We start from the raw sequence: 20,981 nt of genomic DNA on the forward strand, positions 1-20,981 counted from the left end.
CGCGATAGCCATCGTTTCCACCAGCATCTCAACCGAACATTTCGGGCCGCTAAGATTTTCTTTCGCGGCCTTTTTGCTTTTTTGCCTCTGCTTTTCTGCTTCTGACTCACCTTGCGGTCGCCGTTTCCTTTTTCAATCTGGTGAACGCAAATGGTGCTTCAGTCGGATACCGTCGGGCGATCATATCTTGATGTCGCGAATTGAGAAGCAGCTGTCGCCCGAAGCTAAGTGCACGCCCTCCCCCTCACATAAAGTGGTTATTCCGTAAGCGAGAGGATACTGCAGAAGCGGTACTTTACACGGAGAGAGAAAAAACAGGCCAGGCTGTTACGAGCTGGTATCAGCACCACAATTTGTCGGTCCTGAATGATCGGCATCAGAGGAAAATAATAATGAAGAGCTGCGAGAAAAAACATTCAAACCTGGGGCTGCGCCCCATCGCCCGCGCCATCCTTCATTCATTCGGCATTGTCGCCATCGCCGCACCGACGGTGGTCTTCGCACAGTCCGATGCACCCGTACTTGAGGAGGTCCAGGTCACCGCACAGAAGCGCACCGAGAGCATGCAGGATGTACCTGTTTCGGTGAGCGCGATTACCGGCGATGACCTGGCCAATACCGGTTTCCGCGACGTCAGCGACATTGCCGCACAGGTGCCGTCGCTGATCGTGACCACTAATATTTCACCGATCAACGCCAGTTTCCGCACCCGCCGCATCGGCAACGAAGGCAATATTCCCACCTTTGAACCGGATACCGCACTGATCATCGATGGCGCTTTCCGTTCGCGCTCCGGCCTCGGCCTCGGCGACCTGGTCGGTGTGCAGTCAGTGGAAGTACTCAAAGGTCCCCAGAGCACCCTGTATGGTAAGAATGCGGGCGCTGGTGTGGTCAGTGTTACCACTGCCGCACCGCACGATCAGTTCGAGGCGATGGCGGAGGTGAACCTCGGCACCGATGGTTACCGGCAGTTTCGCGGCGATGTGAACTCACCGCTCACCGACAACCTGAGCGGTCGTATCAGCCTGACGGACACCCAGCGCGATCCGCTGATCGACAATATTGTTGCCGGAGACGGCGACGATCTCGACGGCCGCGCGCTGCGCGGTCAGTTGTTGTATGACTTCAGTGAAAAACTGTCCGCGCGCCTGATCGTGGGTGCCGCGCAACGCAACATGCGCCCAATGATCGCCGATGTGTATTTCAGTCCGATCCAGCAGGCCATTATCGCGCAGGCGGGACACACGATTAGCAACAACGATCCCTCTGATCGTATTGTCGAAAGTGACGATCACTCCGATTTCGACCAGACCTCCGTGGACAGTGTACTGACGCTGGAATATCAGGGCGATGGGTACACTCTGACGTCTATCAGCGGCTTCGAAGATTACAGCGCGGATCTGCGCTTTGGCGGCGCCGAGGAAATGCCACTGCACTTGGTGGAATTCAATGATTTGCAGGAGGGCAATTCATTCTCCCAGGAACTGCGCCTGTCTTCAGATACGGATGGTAATTGGGACTGGATGGTGGGAGCCTTCTACTATGTCAACGAACTGACGCGCGGCGACAGAAACCGCGCCGAGTTTGTACTGGAAGAAGATATCGAGGAGTACGGTGGCGTTGTCGCGAACGCGGCATTGGGCGTACCGCTGCCGCTGTTTGGCGTCGAAGGTGATCGCGGCGATTTCCTCGCCCTGCAGGACAGCAGCAGCTTCGGACTCTTCTCTCAGGTCGGAACCCACCTTACCGAAGATCTCAAACTCGATGTGGGGCTGCGCTATTCCTGGGAAGAAAAAACCGGCTCCATCGTGCAGAGTAACCAGACGGCGGCAGGCGCCTGTGTCGGCAAGAACCTGGTGTGCAGCCTGACGCCCGCGGGACTCGACTTCGAGGATTCCGACAGCTGGTCTGCAGTCACAGGCAACGTCAACCTGAGTTACTTCCTGTCGGAAAACACCATGCTTTACGGCCTGTATTCTCAGGGGTTCAAAGCCGGTGGCTTCAGCCTGCAGTACGGCGTCGCGCCACAGGAATCCCGCCCTTTTGGCCAGGAAGACATCACCAATCTGGAAGCCGGTTTGAAAACCGAATTCTGGGGTCGCCGCGCGCGCCTGAATACGGCGGTGTTCCACACCGAGTACGACGACTTCCAGAACGCAAGCTTTGTCAGCCTCGGCTTTACCGTGAATAACGCCGAGAGAGTGGTGGTCGACGGTATCGAGATCGATTCGGAATGGTTGCTGAGCGAAAGGCTGACCGGCCTTTTAAGCCTGGCCTATATCGATGCCGTTTACGACCAATACACCGGTGGCCAATGCTATCACGGCCGCACTCCGGACAATGCACTCGGGCAATGCGATCTTAGTGGCAACAACTTGCCTTTTGCCCCCAAGCTAACCGGCAACATCGGCTTGCAATGGGAGCAGCCAATGTTCACCGGCGATCTCTATGCGCGTGTCGACTATCGCTATACCGGTGCAGCAAACTACAGCTCCGAACTTGACCCGCGCCACGAGCAGAGTGCGTACGCAGTGGGCAATTTCCGTCTGGGGTGGCGCGATGCCAGCTACGATATTTCCGCCTGGGTGCAGAATCTCGCGGATGAAACCTATTACACCCAGAAACTGCCAGCCAACGTTTCCTCCAATGTGGATGTGGCGGTTGGCAGTGCCGAGGGTTCCTACCAGACATTTACCGGAACTCCCCGCACTGCGGGCATCACCTTCCGCATGAATTTCTAAATCGGGTTTTGCGGATGCCATTGCGGCATCCGCATTTTTTATTTTGGGGCCGAGGTCCAAGAACTCAAAAAGCAATATCAGAGGTAATTTCCATGCACGGCAACATGATGCAATGGCCACTGCTGATCTCCAGTATTTTTCGCCACGCCACCACCTACCACCATGATCAGGAAATCGTATCCGTCACCGCCGACCAGCCGCAATTTCGCTACACGTTCACCGATTTCGCGGCGCGCGTCTGCCAGCTGGCCAACGCGCTGACAAACGCGGGCGTTAAACCCGGTGATCGTATCGCCACCATGGCGTGGAATGACCACCGTCATCTCGAACTGTACTACGCAATCTCCGGTATTGGCGCTGTGTGCCACACCATCAACCCGCGCCTGTTTCCAGAGCAGATCGAATACATCGTGGAGCATGCAGAAGACACGCTGCTATTTGCCGATCCGATGTTTGTGGAACTGATTACCCCCATTACGGCGCGCTCCAATACCGTGCGCGCGGTAATTGTATTGGACGATGGCGCGACTACCGTAGACGGCATAGCATCCACCAGTTATGAGGACTTCATCGCCTGCGAAGCCGAAACCTTTGCATGGCCGGAGTTCGATGAGAACAGTGCCTGCGCACTCTGCTACACCTCCGGCACTACCGGAAATCCCAAAGGGGTGCTCTACAGTCACCGCTCCACCGTATTACATGCACTGACCGTCACCACACCCAATGCGCTGGAAATCGGCATGCAAGATGCGGTATTGCCGGTGGTGCCGCTGTTCCATGTCAACGCCTGGGGCATACCCTACGCGGCGCTACTGTCCGGCGCCAAGCTCGTATTGCCCGGCGCCGCCCTTGACGGCGAAAGCCTGTACTCGCTGATGGAACGGGAGGCAGTCAGCGTGACTGCGGGCGTACCCACCGTGTGGCTCGGACTACAGAAACATTTGCAGGAGAATAACCGGAAGCTTCCGTCGCTCAAGCGCATGATTGTGGGCGGCTCTGCGGCGCCGTCATCCATGATTGAGTACTTCGAGACGCAACAGGACGTGAACTTCGTGCATGCATGGGGCATGACCGAAATGTCGCCGCTGGGCACCGTATGTCGACTGAAGCCTGCGATGCAGCAGGATTCGCGCGAAGCGCGCACCGCGCAGAAGATCAAGCAGGGTATGCCGGTGTTCGGCGTCGAACTGAAGATTGTCGATGACGACGGTATGCGACTCCCCCACGACGGCGAGGCCATGGGCGAACTCTGGGTACGCGGGCCCTGGATCACCAGCGGTTATTTCCGCAACCCCGAGGGAAGTCGCAGCGACTTCGACAGCGAAGGCTACTTCCGCACCGGCGATATCAGCACCATCGACAGCCAGGGCTATATGCGCATCTGCGACCGCGCCAAAGACGTGATCAAGTCGGGGGGCGAGTGGATCAGTTCCATCGATCTGGAAAACGTCGCGGTGGGTCATCCCAAGGTGGCGGAAGCGGCCGTGATCGGGGTCCCCTGTGACAAATGGCAAGAGCGCCCGCTGCTGGTGGTGGTGCTGAAAAAACCCGGATCGGAACTCACTCTGAACGAGATGCGCGATTTTCTCACCGGCAAGGTACCCAAATGGTGGCAACCCGGCGCCATGGAAGTGGTGGATTCCCTGCCTCACACCGCTACCGGAAAAATACAGAAGCGCGCGCTGCGGCAGCAGTTCGCCGACTTCAGTTTCACGTCTTCAACCGAGGGCTCAATATGACGCATCAGAACGAAGCGACGGTGCTCATCGTCCCCGGCCTGCGCGACCACATGGCAGACCACTGGCAGACGCTGCTCGCGCAGCGTCTCGACAAGGTGCACACAGTGCCGCCGCTGGACATCGACAGGCTCAGCTGCGCGGCGCGGGTCGAAGCTCTGCAACGCGCGCTGGAGACCATTGATGGACCGGTGATTCTGGTGGCACACAGTGCGGGAGTAATGATGGTGACACACTGGGCACAGAAATACTCCCGGCCGATCCAGGGCGCGCTGCTGGCCGCGCCGGCGGACGTGGAGTCACCTTTCCCGGACAATTATCCCCGCACCGCTGTGCTCGAGGAACACGGCTGGCTGCCGATTCCGCGCCAGAAGCTGCCATTCCCCAGTATTGTCGCTGCCAGCACCAATGACCCGCTGGGGGATTTTTCGCGCGTGTCACAGTTTGCCGAAGACTGGGGCGGTGAGCTGGTCAACCTCGGCGAGGTCGGCCACCTGAACCCCGCCTCGGGATTTGGCGAGTGGCCGCGCGCGGTGGAATTGATCGCCATGCTGCAAAACGGCCAGCACTCACTCAGTGTTGCCGGCGGTCCGGTCGCGGAAGCTGAGGCGCCGGTATAGGCGCACCACGGCTTCTTCCAGCAACAGCATCACCACCACCACCACGATCAACGTGATCACACCGTGCCACATGCCGTGAAAGCGCAGATCCTCGTCAAACACCAGAATGATGGCTTCAAGAATCACGAACTTGGAGCCGAACAGCACCAACCAGGCACAGAAGTAACGCAGGACTCTGGCAAAGCCACCAGAGTATTTTTTGAAGAACGCGGCGACCTTGTGCTCCACCGCAATGGTGAGTTTCAGCAACAGCTGTAGCAAGAGCGCCGCCAACAGGGAAATACTGAAGGATTTGACTTCGACGTTCTCTGAAAACTCCGCAAACAGATTCAGCACCACCAGGTCAACCAGAATGCCGTTGTAATACAGCAGAAACAGTCGCTGCGCGTTGGTGGGAGTTTCCGCCAGTTCGGCGCGCAGGAAAGACATTGGCGACGTCACGAATCACTATCCTCAATCTTGGAAATAACGCGAAATCCACGACTTAGAAAAACGCATAACCCGGTCATGGCGGTGCCTGTATGCCACGAGCAACACAATTGCTGCTTTACTAAAAGAGTAGTTGCTCTATGACTGTTATTGGATTGTGCCAATGTTTATAAGGAGACGGGTGTCCGCCTGTTCAAAAATCACCAGTGTAGTTGGTCCCCTTGGCCTGGGTTTGCTCCTTTCTCTTCCGGCCTGGGCACAGGAGGCGAAACAGCCCGAGGGCGAAGACCCCGGATTCTTCCTATGGACCGACACCAGTCTTTCACTACTGCCTTATGGTCGCGGATTCGAAGTGGATCCGGATGAACAGTCCACCTTAACCCTGGAGCACGCTCATGAATCCAGGATCGGCGACCTCTTCATGTTTATCGACGCCACCGATTACCACGGCCAACCGGAAGGTTCAGATTCCGCCACTTTTTACGGTGAATTCGGCCCGCGCTTGAGCTTCGGCAAACTCTTCAATAAGGAAATTTCCTGCACCCTGTTCGAACGCAGCCTGTTTGTGATCGAAGATGTGCTTTTAGCCACCCAGTACGAGCGTGGTGAAGACCCGGATCTGGCGGAAGCCGCGTTGATCGGGATCGGGTTTGACCTCGATATCCACAAGGCCGGACTACTCGGTCGCCTGCAGAAATTTAACTATGTTCAGCTGAATATCTACGGCCGCGCCGAACTGACCGAGGGAACGGAAAACGGCATCAACGATGCACAGATCTCCATGAACGCCAGCTATCCACTGGATATCGGTGGTCATAAATTTCTGATCGATGGTTACTTCGACTGGGTGCTTGGTCTCGGTGAGGAAGAGTGGAGTTACCACCTCAATCCACAGGTGACCATGGACGTCGGTGCGAAATGGGACAAACCAAAGAAATTTTTTGTCGGTTTTGAATTCGATTTCTGGTGGAACAAATACCAGATTCCCAATTCTTCCGCCTTTGACACCAATCAGCAGGCCGTCAGCCTGCTGTTCAAGTACCACCTCTGAAATAGGCGACGTCGCAGACGCGCTGATATCTAACACCTGGAAGCGACAGGAGGCTGTAATGGCAGATTCCAACCCCGTACCGGACAGTGCAATCCGCGGTCCGGTACTGACCTTTACCGGCGACCCCTTCGCTTCCAGTGTCGAAGACACCATGCTCTACGAATCCGACGCCATCGTGGCGATTGGTGATGGTGTGGTTACCCATTTCGGTCCGGCAGATAAAATTCAGCCACAGTTGCCGGCGGGACTGGAAGTACGCAATTACGGGCCCGATGCCCTGATCACCGCCGGCTTTCTCGACAGTCATGTGCACTTTCCGCAGACTCCGATGATTGCCGCTTTCGGCGAGCAACTGATCGACTGGCTCAAGAAATACACGTTTCCGACAGAGCGTAAATTCGCCGACAAGGCCTTTGCCGCCTCCGTAGCCAAGGTTTTTCTCGACGAGTGCCTGAAGAATGGCATCACCACCAGCTGCGTTTACTGCACGGTTTTTCCGCAGTCAGTGGATGCGCTGTTTGAAGAAGCCGAGCGACTCGGTATGCGCATGGCCGCCGGCAAGGTGTTGATGAACCGCAACGCGCCGGATTATCTGCTGGACACGACGCAGAGCGGCTATGACGACTCCAAAGCGCTAATCAGCAAATGGCACAACCGCGGTCGATTGATGTACGCCATCACCCCGCGCTTTGCACCGACGAGCACCCCCGATCAACTGGACTCTGCCGGTGCCCTGTGGGACGAGTTTCCGGACTGCTATATGCAGACGCACGTGTCGGAAAACCTGGATGAAGTGGCCGGGGTCAAGCAACTGTTTCCGGAACGGAAAGGATATCTGGACGTCTACGACCACAGCAAATTGTGCCGCCCCCGAGCCGTGTTTGGACACGGCATCCACCTGACGGAAGACGAGCTGTGCTGCATGCACCAAACAGGATCCGCCATCGCCCACTGCCCCACGTCCAATTTCTTTCTGGGCAGCGGCTATTTCGATGTATATCGGGCAAAAGATCCCAAGCGTCCGGTACGCGTGGGTATCGGCACCGATCTCGGCGCGGGCACTTCATTTTCTATCCTGTCCACGCTCAATGAAGCCTACAAAGCCGCACAGCTGAACGGTAAAGCACTCACTGCCGCCCACGCGTTTTACTTCGCCACTCGCGGCACTGCACGCGCCATGTATATCGATGACAAGGTAGGAAGTATCGCGCCGGGAATGGAGGCAGACCTGGTGGTGCTGGACATGAAATCCACACCGATCATTGATTACCGTATGCAGTTTGTGGAGGACATCCATGAGGCGTTATTCGTACAGATGACCCTCGGTGACGATCGCGCGGTACAGGCTACCTACGTCGCCGGGAAGCTGCAGTATGAGCAGTCAAAAGCCCGTTAACCCAAAATTGGTTCATTGAATGAAGGAGGTCAGCAATGTCTGACGCCCCTGACAAAAATACGCCCGCCGGTACCCATAAATTGGGTGGCCCCATGGCCTGGTGGGTATGGACCCTTGCGGTTCTGTTTGTGGTGTATCTGTTCAGCTTCCAGACCGGGTATTCCATTGTGAATCCCAGTGTTCAGGAAGATGTAGGGCTGACCATCAAACAGGTCGGAGGTATTGCCGCGGTGTATACCTGGGCCTTCGCCATTTCCCAGTTTTTTGGTGGCGCGCTGCTGGACCGATTGGGCTCCCGCAAGGTTCTACCCATTGCCATCGCCCTGGTGGCACTGGGGATTTTCCTGTTTGCCAATGCGCAGAGTTACAGCATGCTGTTGCTCTCGCAGATTGTCGTCGCCATCGGTTCCTGTGTCGGTTTTGTTGGAGCCGGCTATATCGGTGGCCAGTGGTTCGGCATGGCGAAATTCAGTTTCATGTTTGGCCTGGTGCAGGTGATGGCTGCGCTCACTTCTGCATTTTCCGTCAACCTGATCAGCATGGCTCTGGATGCCACTACCTGGCGCACTCTGTTCAATGCCACTGCGGTATTCGGGGTGGTGCTGTTTGTGCTCGGCCTGATTTATATCCGCAACCCCACCCCGGTGGTGCACGCGGCCGACACCACCTCGGAAAATTTCTTTGTTTCCGTGCTGAAAAGTTTGGCGAATGTAGCCAAGATCGGACACGTATGGGTGGCCGCACTGGTCGGTGCATTTTCTTTCGGCATGTTGCTGGCCCTGGGTGTCGTGTGGATGCCAAAAATACTGATGGTGCACGGGCTCAGCGAGTCCAGTGCAGCCTTCGGTTCCTCACTGCTGTGGCTGGGACTTGCGGCAGGCAGCGCCGTGGTACCCCACTGGTCCGATGTGATCAAACGCCGTAAACGGACCATGGTGGTGGGCTGCGCGGTCCAACTCGCCGCCCTGCTCGGGCTGCTGTTTATCCCTGGCCTTGGCGGCGGCCTTGCCCTGACGCTGTGTTTCATTCTCGGCTTTGCCAACGCCACACACATGCTGGCGTTCAGTACCGCTGCCGATGTTGTACAACCACATCAGATCGGTACCTCCGCGGCCATCGTCAACGGAATCATGTTTATCCTCGGGGGCATTCTGATCAGCCGTCCAGGATTCCGCATTGGTCTCGGCCTGGACAAGGGGTTGGAGCCGGAGTCCTTGTCTCTGGCGCAATATGCCAGCCTGCCACTGATCATTGCCGGCGCGCTGGCGCTGCTGATCGCGCTGTTTATGCGGGAGACCTATCCACGCGACGGGCACGGCTGAGTGGAATAAACGAATGGCGAACAGTGGTACCTCTGATACGCCCAAGCTTGGCGGATGGCGCGCATGGGGCGCATGGCTGATCGGGGTCACCTTTGTGGTGTACTACTTCAGCTTCCAGACCGGCTATTCCATCGTCAACTCACGGGTACAGGAGGACGTAGGCCTGACAATTGCACAGGTGGGTTTTATCGCCGCGCTCTACACCTGGGTGTTCGCGATCTGTCAGTTCCTCGCCGGGCCGCTATTGGACCGACTGGGCGCGCGCAAGGTCCTGTTGCCTGCCATCGTGCTGGTTACCATTGGTGTCTTCCTTTTCGCCGGCGCCCAGAATTTCAGTATGTTGCTTCTTTCGCAGGTGTTCATTGCGCTGGGCGCCTGTACCGGCTTTGTGGGTGCGGGGTATATCGGCGGTACCTGGTTCGGCTGGGCCAAATTCAGCCTGATGTTCGGCTTCGTGCAGTTTTTTGCCTCTTTATTTTCCGCGTTTAATCAAAACCTGCTGTCCCGGGCGCTGGAAACCTGGCCTTGGCGAGAGTTGTTTACATCGGTTGCCGGGTTTGGTGTGATGCTTTTTATCATCGCACTGTTCCGTTTGCGGGATCCGACCCCGGTGGAGGTGGTCGGCGAGCGGGGCATTCGACCATTTCTGCACAGCGTCGCCAGCGCCATGGCCAAAGTGGGTGCCGTACCCATGGTGTGGATAGCGGCGGCATTTGGTGCACTATGTTTTGGCGTGATGCTGGCACTCGGTGTTGTGTGGGGGCCAAAACTGATGATGGTGCGCGGGCTTGATCCGGCGACGGCGAATTTCACCGCATCCTTGTTGTGGCTCGGTCTCGCTGCCGGTTGTTTTGTCACGCCGTGGATTTCGGACCGCTTGCGCCGGCGCAAGCTGCCAACCACTGTGGGTATCGCCATCCAGTTGGTTGCGCTGACGCTGATCCTGTTCGCACCGCCGATGGGAGCGGTGGTCGACATGTTTCTGTGTTTTGCTTTCGGCTTTGGTAACTCTGCGCACATGCTCGCGTTCAGCGCCGCATCCGATGTGGTCGAGCCGGAAAACATCGGCACCTCCGCAGCCATCGTCAACGGCATCATGTTTATTGTCGGTGGCATCATGATCAGCCGCCCCGGTATGCGTATTGGCCTCGGTCAAGGGGAGGGGTTGGAACCGGCCTCTGCAGAACTTGCACAGTTCGCGTCGCGGCCACTGTTGCTGGCTATTCTGATCGCGTTCCTGATCGCGATTTTCATGCGCGAGACTTACCCCGGCAGCAGAAAGACATCTGGAACTGATTAGCACTAAAACGCGCTCCTCAATATGTATGCACGGCACAGTCTGAATACAATTTCACACCCCATGCCCCTTGCCGCTCGACGCTGCTATCGCCTTGCGTTTACTACCGCGCTTTCGCTGGCATTGTGTTATGGATTCGACATTGGCATTCCATTCGTGGCGCCGGTGTTTGCAGTGCTGTTAGCCGCCGTGCCGGCGCCACCGCCCGGAGCGCGCGCCGCACTGGGGCTGGTGCTGTTTATTGGGGCGGCGCTCGGTGTTGGCATCCTTATCGGGCCGCTGCTGCAGCAGGCCCCGTTTACCGCGCTATTGATCATTGCCCTCGGGGTTTTCTTCAGCAACCGCCTGGCACTGAAGCCCGGCAAGGCACTGCCGGCCACGCTGCTGGCGCTGGGTTTTACCGCCATCCCCGCGGCGGATGTGGCCAGTTCTGCACTCGCCTCGGCGTTGCGGGAAGCACTGGTGTTCGGCATGGCGGTGGCGATTTTGTGCCTGTGGCTGGTGTATCCGCTGTTTCCGGAAGATACACACACCGTGGGATCCGCACGCCCGAAACCGCCAACACCCGCCATCCCGCCTGCCGAGGGCAACTGGCTGTCCCTGCGCGCCACCCTGATCGTGCTGCCGGCGTTCGTTTTCACGCTGACCAATCCCACCACCAACCTGCCGTTTCTGGTGAAGAGCATATTGCTCGGGCGGGAAGCCACGGCGCTGAAAATGCGCAGCGCCGGGCTGGAGCTGGTGGGGTCGACATTTCTCGGCGGTATTTGCGCACTGCTGGTGTGGTGGTGCCTGGGGTTGGCGGTGGAGCTGTGGTTTTTTGCCGCCTGGATACTGCTGGTGAGCCTGTTGCTCGCTGCCGGCTGTTATCAGGTGTTCCGCAACCGCTTTTCCCCCGGCTTCTGGAACAACACCCTGATCAACATGTTGATCCTGCTCGGTGCGGCGGTTCAGGACAGCGCCCTCGGCAACGATGTGTACCGGGCGTTCGTGGTACGCATGGCGCTGTTTCTGCTTGTAGCGGGGTACGCGTTGCTGGCCATGTATCTACTGGAAGGGTGGCGCCAGCGGGTGCTGCTTCGTTGATGGCTATCCTTGCAGTAGTGCCTATCAGAAAGCGGATACGACGGTGAAATTCCTGAATCTACTGTTGGTGTTTATTCCCATCTCCATCGCGCTGGAACATCTCGCGCCGAGGCAACACCTGCTGGTATTTGTGGCTTCAGCGCTGGCCATTTTACCTCTGGCGGGCTGGCTGGGGCGCGCCACCGAGCACCTGGCGGAGCACGCCGGCGAAGGTGTGGGCGGCCTGTTGAATGCGACCTTCGGCAATGCCGCGGAACTGATCATTGCGCTGGTGGCATTAAAGGCGGGACTACATGACGTGGTGAAAGCGTCGATTGCCGGTTCCATCATCGGCAACATTTTATTGGTGCTCGGCGCTGCAATGCTCGCTGGCGGCCTGCGCCACCGCGAACAGAAATTCAGCGCCGAAGGGGCGCGCTCCCAGGCCACCATGCTGACACTTGCCACCATCGCGCTGATCCTGCCTGCGGCCTATGCCTTTTCCATTGCCGAGCAGGTGCCGCGTGGGCTGGGATTTGTGAGTATTTCCATCTCGGTACTGCTGTTGCTGGTGTACGGACTGTTTCTGATTTATTCGCTGGTGACGCACCGGGCGCTGTTTGCCGGTTCGGTGGAGTTTGTCGAGGGCGCCGATCACCCCGCACCCTGGTCGGTAGGCAAGGCACTGGCGGTGCTGGCCGCAGCCACGGTCTTCATCGCCTGGATGAGCGAGATTCTCGTTGGCGCAGTGGAACCGGCGGCGGAAGAGCTCGGGCTCAGCAACATATTTGTCGGCGTATTTATCGTTGCGATTCTCGGCAATGCGGCGGAGCACGCATCCGCCATTACCGTGGCGATGAAAAATCGTATGGATCTGTCCCTGTCCATCGCCATCGGCTCCGCGGTGCAGGTGGCGCTGTTCGTCGCACCGCTGCTGGTGCTGTTGAGTCTGGTCGTCGGCCCCAGGCCCATGGATCTCGCGTTTACCGGCGGGCTGGTACTGAGCATGCTGCTGGCAGTGCTGATCACCGGCCAGATTGCCGGCGACGGCCGCTCTGACTGGCTGAAGGGCGTGCAGCTGCTCACCGTCTACCTGATCCTGGCACTGACTTACTTTGTAATTCCAGACCAGATGGCGAGTTGATGCTGTTCGATCTGCTGCTGGGAACCGCCATTACGGCACTGTGTCTCGTGTTGCAAAGCGTGGCACTGGTGGCCGCCCTGCGCTACTACGTACGCCGTGAAGGCGAGATTCATTCAACGTTCCTGCGGGCGGAGAAAGTCATCATTGGCCTCGTGGTTATTCTGATTCTGGGCAGTCTCGCGCAGATGACGATCTGGGCGCTGGTATTTTTAGTTCTCGGCGAATTCGACACGTTTGAAATTGCGCTCTATCACTCCGCGGTGAACTTCGCCACACTCGGCTACGGCGATGTGGTGATGTCTTACCAGCACCGTATGCTAGGCCCCCTGGAAGCGATCAATGGCGCGCTGATGCTCGGCGTTTCCACCGCCGCACTTGCCAGAGCGTTCACCACCGCCATTCGTGAGCAGGTGCAACCCGAGCGCCAGCAGGATCTCAATCAGTAGCCAAAACTATCTCGCCAATATCGAGTTGGCACAACGGCTTTCGATACCGTACATTTCTCCACAGCACCGCACGCGGTGGTCGCCCGCAAATTTCCGCACCATTTTCGCAAGGATTCGAATCATGAACGCCCGCACGCTGCCCTCATTGCAGCAACAGCTACAGCAACTGGTCGCCAGCCCCAGCGTCAGCGCCACCAACCCGAAACTCGACATGGGCAACCGCGGCGTCATCGACCTGCTGGCGGCGTGGCTGGAAACCCTGGGCTTCAATATTGAAATCATGCCCATCGAGGGCCAGCCCCACAAAGCCAACCTGATCGCCACCCTGGGAAAAGGCGACGGCGGACTGGTGCTCGCCGGCCACACGGATACCGTGCCCTATGATGACAACCGCTGGCAGTCGGACCCGTTCAAACTGAGCGAGCGCGACAACCGTTTTTACGGTCTCGGCAGCACCGATATGAAAGGCTTTTTCCCCATCGCCATCGAGGCGGCAAAAAGCTTTGTCGACAAGCCGCTGCAACAGCCGCTGATTATTCTCGCCACCGCCGACGAGGAGACCTCCATGTCCGGCGCCCGCGCGCTGGTAAAAGCGGGCAGGCCCAAGGCGCGCTACGCGATCATCGGCGAGCCCACCGGGCTGAAACCCATCCGCATGCACAAGGGCATGATGATGCATGCACTGCGCATTACCGGACAGGCGGGCCACTCGTCCAATCCGGCCTATGGGGCCAGTGCATTGGAAGCCATGCACGGCGCCATGGGCGAGATTCTCAAGCTGCGCAGCGAGTGGCAGGAGCGCTACCGCAATCCCGGTTTTGCGGTGCAGGTGCCGACGCTGAATCTCGGCTGCATCCACGGCGGTGACAACCCCAACCGCATCTGCGGCCACACCGAGCTGCAGTTCGATTTGCGCCCGCTGCCAGGGATGCCGATGGAGGAACTGCGCGGGGAGTTGCACCAGCGACTGCAAAACTGCATTCACGGCGAGAGAATCTCGTTCGAGCTGGCGCCACTGATCGGCGATGTGGAAGCCTACGAGGAGCCCGCGCAATCGGAGCTGGTGAAGGTGGCAGAAAAGCTGACCGGCCACAGCGCGGAGAGCGTGGCGTTTGCCACCGAGGCGCCATTCCTGCAGAAGCTGGGGATGCAGACCATCGTGCTCGGCCCCGGGGATATCGACCAGGCGCACCAGCCGGATGAATATCTGGGTCTGGAGCGGATTGATCCGATGGTGGAGATTTTGCGGGGAGTGATCGGCAGGTTCTGCCTCTGAAAGCCGGCGATGTGCCCTGTAGGAGCCTGCCTTGCAGGCGAACGGTCTGGAGCACTGAACCGTTCGCCTGCAAGGCAGGCTCCTACAGCGAGAGTCCGCCGAAGATCTGTACAAGCCCCGAACAAATCTGCAGAAAATGCGGTATATTGCACCGCTAACGAATTTACCTGCTGAAGCGAAGAGACATTGGAAACCGAAAACTCAACTCTCAACTGGTTCCGGAACGCCGCACCCTACATCAATGACCTGCGCGGGCGAACCCTGGTGGTTGCGATTCCCGGTGAAGGTTTTGAGCACGAAAACTTCCGCAACCTGGTGCACGACCTCACCCTGCTGATCAGCCTCGGTGTGCGCCTGGTGCTGGTGCACGGTGCGCGCGCGCAGGTGAACCGCGCACTGGAGAGCACCGGTATCCAGAGTCGCTTTTACGGCAATACCCGCATCAGCGACCGCGAGACCCTGGAAATTATCAAGGCCGCCATCGGCAAGCTGCGCTTTGAAATCGAGGCCGCATTTTCCCAAGGGCTTCCGGATTCCCCCATGGCGCGCTCCGCGCTGAAAGTGGTCTCCGGCAACTTCGTCACCGCGCGCCCGGTAGGCATCATCGACGGCACCGACATGGGCTGGACCGGCAAGGTGCGGCGCATGGAGGTATCGGCCATCACCCGCGCGCTGGACGAAAGCTCCCTGGTGGTGCTCTCGCCACTCGGCACCTCGCTCACCGGTGAGCTGTTCAGCCTCAATTACCTCGATCTCGCCGCCGAGGCCGCCAGGGCGCTGAAGGCGGAAAAGCTGATCCTGTTTCGCGACCAGCCTTTCCTCGAAATCGACGGCGAGGCGGTGTACGACCTCAGCATCAACCAGGCCGAGGAAGCAGCGGAAGCCATCGACAGCGAAACCCTCAACTGCGCGCTCCTCGCCTGCAATGCTGGCATACCGCGCGCGCACCTGCTGAGCTATGCGGAAGACGGCGCGCTGTTACAGGAACTGTTCAGCCGCGAAGGCACCGGCACCATGATCTACCGCGACAGTTACGAAGTGGTGCGGCGCGCGCGCATCAACGACGTCGGCGGGATCCTCGGCCTGATCCGGCCGCTGGAGAAGCAGGGCATCCTGGTGCGCCGCTCGCGGGAAAAACTTGAGGCGGAGATCGACCATTTCACCCTGGTGGAAGTGGACGGCACTCCGGTGGCCTGTGCCGCACTGTACCCGATCCTCGACGAACAGGGTGACACGGTCGCCGCGGAGATCGCCTGCGTGGCGATCCACCCGGAGTTCCGCGGCGGCGGCCGCGGTGCCAAGCTGCTCGCGCACATGGAGCGGCAGGCGAAGGCACTGGAACTACCGGAGATTTTTGTGCTCACCACCCAGACCGAACACTGGTTCATCGAGCACGGCTTTACCCAGGTGGAGGTGAGCGACCTGCCCGCCACCCGCAAGTCGATGTACAACATCCAGCGCAATTCCCGCGTTTTGCGCAAGCGGCTCGCCCGGCAATAGGTTTGCCGAGATAACCCATTGTTTCGGACAGGCCTTGCGCGATTTCCCCGGCGGGCCGGGAGCCGCGCAAAATTCCTTGCATTTTGCTACTCTGATGCGCTTGCCGCGCACGCGGCGCCCGTAACCGAATCGCGTTTCGCACAGACAGATCAAGAACCACTATGCCTCAGTACCGTTCCCGCACATCCACCGCCGGCCGCAACATGGCCGGCGCCCGCGCCCTGTGGCGCGCCACCGGCATGAAGGATGAAGACTTCCACAAGCCAATCATCGCCGTGGCCAACTCCTTTACCCAGTTCGTGCCCGGACATGTGCACCTGAAAGACATGGGTCAGCTGGTGGCGCGGGAGATCGAGAAAGCCGGCGGCGTGGCGAAGGAGTTCAACACCATCGCCGTGGACGACGGCATCGCCATGGGCCACGACGGCATGCTCTACAGCCTGCCCAGCCGCGAGATCATCGCCGACTCGGTGGAGTATATGGCGAACGCCCACTGCGCCGACGCGCTGGTGTGCATTTCCAACTGCGACAAGATCACTCCCGGAATGCTGATGGCGGCATTGCGCCTGAATATCCCGGTGATCTTCGTGTCCGGTGGCCCCATGGAAGCGGGCAAGACCAAGCTCGCCGACCACAAGCTGGACCTGGTGGACGCGATGGTGATCGCCGCTACCGACGACGCCAGCGATGAAAAAGTTGCCGAGTACGAACGCTCCGCCTGCCCCACCTGCGGCTCCTGTTCCGGAATGTTCACCGCCAACTCCATGAACTGCCTGACGGAAGCGCTGGGTCTTTCCCTGCCCGGCAACGGCACCATGCTCGCCACCCACGCCGACCGCGAGCAGCTGTTCCTGCGCGCGGGCCGCGAGATCGTCGCCCTGGCCAAGCGCTATTACGAAGAGGACGATCTGTCCGCGCTGCCGCGTTCCATCGCCAGCCGCGCTGCGTTCAGTAACGCCATGGCGCTGGATATCGCCATGGGCGGCTCCACCAATACGATCCTGCACCTGCTGGCCGCCGCCCAGGAAGGCGAGGTGGACTTCACCCTCGCGGATATCGACCGCCTGTCGCGCAAGATCCCGCAACTGTGCAAGGTCGCGCCCAATACCCAGAAGTACCACATCGAGGACGTACACCGCGCCGGCGGCGTGATGTCGATTCTCGGCGAACTGGAAGCCGGAGGCCTGTTCGACGCCAGCCTGCCCACGGTGCACAGCCGCACCTTCCGCGAAGCGCTGGAAGAGTGGGACATTCGCCGCACCGACAATCCGGAAGTGCACAAGTTTTTCCGCGCCGGTCCCGCCGGTATCCCCACCCAGCAGGCCTTCAGCCAGGACTGCCGCTGGAACAACCTGGACGGCGACCGCGAAAATGGCTGTATACGCTCCGTCGAGCACGCCTATTCCTCCGAGGGTGGCCTCGCGGTGCTGTTCGGCAATCTGGCACCGGATGGCTGCGTGGTAAAGACCTCCGGGGTGGAGGAAGAGCTGTGGCACTTCGAGGGACCGGCGCATATTGTCGAGAGCCAGGAAGATGCCGTCGCGCACATTCTCGAGGGCAAGGTGAAAGAAGGCGAAGCGGTGATCGTGCGCTACGAGGGCCCGAAAGGCGGCCCTGGCATGCAGGAAATGCTTTACCCAACCAGCTATCTGAAGTCCAAGGGTCTGGGTAAGTCCTGTGCGCTGATCACCGACGGCCGCTTCTCCGGCGGCACCTCCGGCTTGTCCATCGGCCACGTTTCCCCGGAAGCGGCCGGCGGCGGCAATATCGGCCTGGTGCAGGATGGCGACCTGGTGCGTATCGACATCCCCAACCGCCTGATCGAAGTGGATATCCCGGAAGCGGAACTGCACCGCCGCCGCGAGGCCATGAACAACAAAGGCAGCGACGGCTGGAAACCGGCCAAACCACGCCCGCGCAAGGTTAGCAAGGCCCTCAAGGCCTACGCCCTGCTCGCCACCAGCGCCGATCGCGGTGCGGTGCGGGAAATCGACTGATCTCAAATGAGAAATAGCGGGCTTAGCCCGCTATTTCTTTATCTCTCCTGTTATTCAGCCAACTTGAAACTGATACGGTTGCGCACACCGTGCTGTTCCACGGCCTGTCCTTCCGACATCGGCGGGCGGTACTTGAAGCGCTCCACCGCATTCAATGCCGCATTGTTAAAGACATCCGTAGGAGCGCCGGCACTGTCATAGCCACCGACGACCCGCGGATTCTTCACACTGCCATTGCTGGTGATGGTGAACTCCACAACCACATAGCCTTCAATGCCCCTCGCCAGCGCGCGGCGCGGGTACTGCGGTGCCGGCTTGTAGATGGGCAGTGGGTCCGCGGTGATCGGAATCGGACCGCTGCGCTCATTTCCCACCACCGGCGGACTGATGACTGTCGGCAGGTCCTGTGGCTCTACCTTGTGGTTGATCTCCACTCGCGGCAGCGGTGGCGGTACGTCTTGCGGCTTCAGCACCGGATCGGATTTCTGCACCGTCGGCGTTATTTTCGGCATGTGGATGCCCAACACTTTCGGCGGCAGTTCATCGGGCGGCGCCCGATAGTCCGTGGCGATCAGCTGGGTCATACCCAGCAGCAGAAGCCCGGTTACCCCCAGGGCAAACGCCCCACTGCGCAGCAGCTGCGCGGAAGTCATGGTGAAAGACAGCGGATTGAATAGTTGTGGATTGGCTATCGCAGATAGGGTGGCAGAAAGGTTTTTGGGCGGATAAGCCTGTTCCATAAACACCTCACTTTTTATTTTAGGGTGTTGAAAGATCGCACAGCCTGCATACGCAAAAGGTATGTGGCAGTGCGGTGGAAAAAGCTGATCAGCTACTTACAGTATTTAGTTGATTTGAGCGAAAGTGCAAATAATTCTCAATAATTGTCTATATTTGCGCCAGCAATGCCGAATTGCAGACGAAAAAAAGGCCGCACAAGTGCGGCCCTTCCCGGTTCGGTCTAAACCTCCAGCGAATGTATCAACTACATCGCCAGCTGTTCTTCCCGCTCCTTTTCACTTTCTACGAAAGCAATCCACTGTGAGGCAAACTTCTCGGAGCGTTTGTCATCCTTTGCTTTCTTCAAGTACTTCAAGGCGTCGTCGTACTTTTTCAGGTTGGCGTTGGCCATACCCAGCACGATGTAGAGCTGGTCCGGGCGCTTGAGATCACCCTTTTTCAGCGCTTTCGCACCCATGTCTACGGCTTTTTCGTTCTTGTCCAGGTCCAGGTAGATACTGGCCAGACGAGAGTAGATCTCGCCCTTGTCGGACATACTTGCGGCCGCTTCCAGCTCGGGGATCGACTTTTGCAGCTCCTGAGCCATCTGGTAAGCCTGAGCCAGGGTTTCCAGATTCTTGGAGGTGCGCTCGATCTTTTTCTCCTTGATGCCCTTGTCGATGACCTTGGCACCTTTGTACGGGGTTTCCGCGCCCATGAAGAGGTAGGCCATATTCAACAGCTCTTTCTCTTTCTGCAGGGCACCGGCAATGTAGGCGGCTTCCATCATGTGAAGCATGTCGTCTTCACGTTTCAGTTCGCCGTACATACCCGCCAGCTGCTTGTAGTACTCGCCTTTCGGGTAGTGCTTCACCAGCTTCTCAAGGATATTGGCTACCTGCTTGTAGTCGTTTTTCTCGTAGTAGAGGAAACGCTGCAGGCCGAACCAGTTTTCCTTAGGCACTTTGCCTTCTTTTTCGTACATAGACACGGCCTGATTGATATCGGCCAGTGCCTTGGCATTGTCACCCAGCTGGTAGTAAGCCTGGGCGCGCAGCGCGTAAGAGTCGGCGTTAACGGTATCGGAAACCTTGAACCAGCGGTTCAGGTAGTCAATTGCCGATTTGTAGTCTTCGGTCACGAAGTACAGCTGGGCAACGGTCAACAGGGTTCCTACTTCCAGCGCTACCGGCAGGTTTTCTTCACCCTGCTGCAGTACTTTCTTGTAGTAGCTAATCGCCTGCGGATACTTCTCCATGCTGTAGTAAACGTAGCCGTAGAAGTAGTACATCTGCGCGGCTTCATAGCCGTTCAGCTTGTCCTTACCGGCTTCCATTTCTTTCAGCGCGGCCAGTGCCGCCTGCCAGTTCTGGGCATCCGCAGCTTCCTGCGCCTTGCCCAGATACTTGAACGCACTTTCGCGCATCGCCGGGGTCTTACGGGTCTTCTGCTCGGCGGCCTGCGCCTGGGCAAAAGAACCGGATACACCGACGGCCTCCAGTACGGTCACGCTCACGGCCGGTGCCAGCAGCAGGGGCAGCGCTACGGACGTGCGCAGGACGAATCTGGACAGGCCTTTCGTCACGGTCGTCATGTTCATATGCGTCCCCTATCAGTTCTTGGCCATGTTGAAGCTGATCTTGGTTTTTACACCAGGTACTTCAATCGGCTCACCGTCAACAACACGCGGCTTGTACTTGTACTTCAGAGCTGACTTAACGGCAGCACTGTTGAAGATGGTGGTGGGGTTGCCGTCAAGGGTAAAGGCTTCCACTACCTTCGGGTCCCGTACAGAACCGTTTTTGGTCACGGTGTATTCCACAACCACCCAACCTTCGATACCACGCTGCAGTGCGCGACGCGGGTACTCCGGCTGGACCTTTACGATCGGCAGGTAATCGCCCTCAGAGGCGAAGCCACCGATGCCACCGACCTTAAGATCGGCATTGGCCGCTGGGGCAGACATGTTCAGGGCATTGTCTACATCCGGCTGGTCAAACTCCGGCTCCGGCATTTCCGGTGGCGGTGTTTCGGGCTCGTCTGGTTTGTCCGGTTTGCTGGTATCGTATTGGGTTTCGATCTTCTGCTCCGGCATCACAACGTCGGCTACCTTAATCTGCTCCTCTTCTTTCGGAGCACCAAGGTTCGCTTCGATCAGCGCATGCATGGTGAAGATCAGGGCAAAAGTGGTGGCTACCGCCAGCGCACCCGCCCCTACAAGTCTTACCGGGTTCATAGCTG

At 58.5% G+C, this 20,981-nt stretch carries 17 protein-coding genes; 13 read left to right on the plus strand and 4 right to left on the minus strand.

All coding sequences use genetic code 11. The annotated features are described in order from the left end of the window. Positions 1 to 392 precede the first annotated feature (392 nt). From FDY93_RS10450 to FDY93_RS10460, 3 genes are all read left to right on the plus strand, one after another. Positions 393 to 2,741 (plus strand): TonB-dependent receptor, encoded by a 2,349-nt coding sequence (locus FDY93_RS10450; protein WP_138235682.1) that lies wholly within the window; start codon positions 393 to 395, stop codon positions 2,739 to 2,741. Between the two features lie 92 nt (positions 2,742 to 2,833). Next, positions 2,834 to 4,480 carry a long-chain fatty acid--CoA ligase gene (locus tag FDY93_RS10455; protein WP_138235683.1) on the plus strand — a complete coding sequence of 549 codons (1,647 nt, stop codon included), beginning with the start codon at positions 2,834 to 2,836 and terminating at the stop codon, positions 4,478 to 4,480. Beyond that, positions 4,477 to 5,097: an RBBP9/YdeN family alpha/beta hydrolase gene (locus FDY93_RS10460; RefSeq protein ID WP_138235684.1), complete on the plus strand. Its 621-nt coding sequence runs from the start codon at positions 4,477 to 4,479 to the stop codon at positions 5,095 to 5,097. The genes FDY93_RS10455 and FDY93_RS10460 overlap by 4 nt, the downstream gene beginning before the upstream one ends. Here the strand turns inward: FDY93_RS10460 and FDY93_RS10465 are convergent. Continuing rightward, positions 5,047 to 5,538, minus strand: coding sequence for a hypothetical protein (locus FDY93_RS10465; protein ID WP_246068542.1), 492 nt, complete (start codon positions 5,536 to 5,538; stop codon positions 5,047 to 5,049). The two genes, FDY93_RS10460 and FDY93_RS10465, sit on opposite strands and share 51 nt — an antisense overlap. A gap of 151 nt (positions 5,539 to 5,689) precedes the next feature. On the opposite strand from FDY93_RS10465, the gene FDY93_RS10470 reads away from it, so the two are divergent. The 10 genes from FDY93_RS10470 to ilvD all read left to right on the plus strand — a co-directional run bounded on the left by FDY93_RS10470 (position 5,690) and on the right by ilvD (position 18,020). Continuing rightward, entirely contained in the window at positions 5,690 to 6,577 is an 888-nt protein-coding gene (locus FDY93_RS10470; protein WP_138235685.1) for an outer membrane protein OmpK, read from the plus strand. Between the two features lie 58 nt (positions 6,578 to 6,635). Further along, positions 6,636 to 7,973 (plus strand): guanine deaminase, encoded by a 1,338-nt coding sequence (guaD, locus tag FDY93_RS10475; RefSeq protein ID WP_138235686.1) that lies wholly within the window; start codon positions 6,636 to 6,638, stop codon positions 7,971 to 7,973. Positions 7,974 to 8,008: 35 nt separating this feature from the next. Further along, positions 8,009 to 9,295, plus strand: coding sequence for an MFS transporter (locus FDY93_RS10480; RefSeq protein ID WP_138235687.1), 1,287 nt, complete (start codon positions 8,009 to 8,011; stop codon positions 9,293 to 9,295). Between the two features lie 13 nt (positions 9,296 to 9,308). Then, positions 9,309 to 10,595, plus strand: a complete 1,287-nt coding sequence (locus tag FDY93_RS10485; protein WP_138235688.1) for an MFS transporter — start codon at positions 9,309 to 9,311, stop codon at positions 10,593 to 10,595. A gap of 60 nt (positions 10,596 to 10,655) precedes the next feature. Continuing rightward, positions 10,656 to 11,678 carry a DUF2955 domain-containing protein gene (locus FDY93_RS10490; RefSeq protein ID WP_138235689.1) on the plus strand — a complete coding sequence of 341 codons (1,023 nt, stop codon included), beginning with the start codon at positions 10,656 to 10,658 and terminating at the stop codon, positions 11,676 to 11,678. A 43-nt stretch (positions 11,679 to 11,721) separates the two neighbouring features. Beyond that, entirely contained in the window at positions 11,722 to 12,801 is a 1,080-nt protein-coding gene (gene cax / locus FDY93_RS10495) for a calcium/proton exchanger (protein WP_138235690.1), read from the plus strand. Then, positions 12,801 to 13,247, plus strand: a complete 447-nt coding sequence (locus tag FDY93_RS10500) for an ion channel (RefSeq protein WP_138235691.1) — start codon at positions 12,801 to 12,803, stop codon at positions 13,245 to 13,247. Before cax ends, FDY93_RS10500 begins: the two co-directional genes overlap by 1 nt. Positions 13,248 to 13,368: 121 nt before the next feature. After that, positions 13,369 to 14,523 carry an acetylornithine deacetylase gene (argE, locus tag FDY93_RS10505; protein WP_138235692.1) on the plus strand — a complete coding sequence of 385 codons (1,155 nt, stop codon included), beginning with the start codon at positions 13,369 to 13,371 and terminating at the stop codon, positions 14,521 to 14,523. 186 nt (positions 14,524 to 14,709) lie between these two features. Further along, a complete protein-coding gene (gene argA / locus FDY93_RS10510; RefSeq protein WP_138235693.1) occupies positions 14,710 to 16,023 on the plus strand; it encodes an amino-acid N-acetyltransferase in 1,314 nt (437 codons plus the stop codon). 161 nt (positions 16,024 to 16,184) lie between these two features. Beyond that, complete coding sequence (gene ilvD / locus FDY93_RS10515; RefSeq protein WP_138235694.1) at positions 16,185 to 18,020, plus strand: dihydroxy-acid dehydratase; 1,836 nt, start codon at positions 16,185 to 16,187, stop codon at positions 18,018 to 18,020. A 50-nt stretch (positions 18,021 to 18,070) separates the two neighbouring features. Here the strand turns inward: ilvD and FDY93_RS10520 are convergent, their stop codons facing one another. The 3 genes from FDY93_RS10520 to FDY93_RS10530 form a co-directional block, all read right to left on the minus strand. Next, positions 18,071 to 18,760 (minus strand): energy transducer TonB, encoded by a 690-nt coding sequence (locus tag FDY93_RS10520; protein WP_138235695.1) that lies wholly within the window; start codon positions 18,758 to 18,760, stop codon positions 18,071 to 18,073. Positions 18,761 to 19,005: 245 nt separating this feature from the next. Next, positions 19,006 to 20,340, minus strand: a complete 1,335-nt coding sequence (locus FDY93_RS10525) for a tetratricopeptide repeat protein (protein ID WP_138235696.1) — start codon at positions 20,338 to 20,340, stop codon at positions 19,006 to 19,008. A 12-nt stretch (positions 20,341 to 20,352) separates the two neighbouring features. Then, positions 20,353 to 20,976: an energy transducer TonB gene (locus FDY93_RS10530; protein WP_138235697.1), complete on the minus strand. Its 624-nt coding sequence runs from the start codon at positions 20,974 to 20,976 to the stop codon at positions 20,353 to 20,355. Between the last annotated feature and the right edge of the window lie 5 nt (positions 20,977 to 20,981).

The sequence above is a fragment of the Microbulbifer harenosus genome (assembly GCF_005771435.1).
Lineage (GTDB): Bacteria > Pseudomonadota > Gammaproteobacteria > Pseudomonadales > Cellvibrionaceae > Microbulbifer > Microbulbifer harenosus.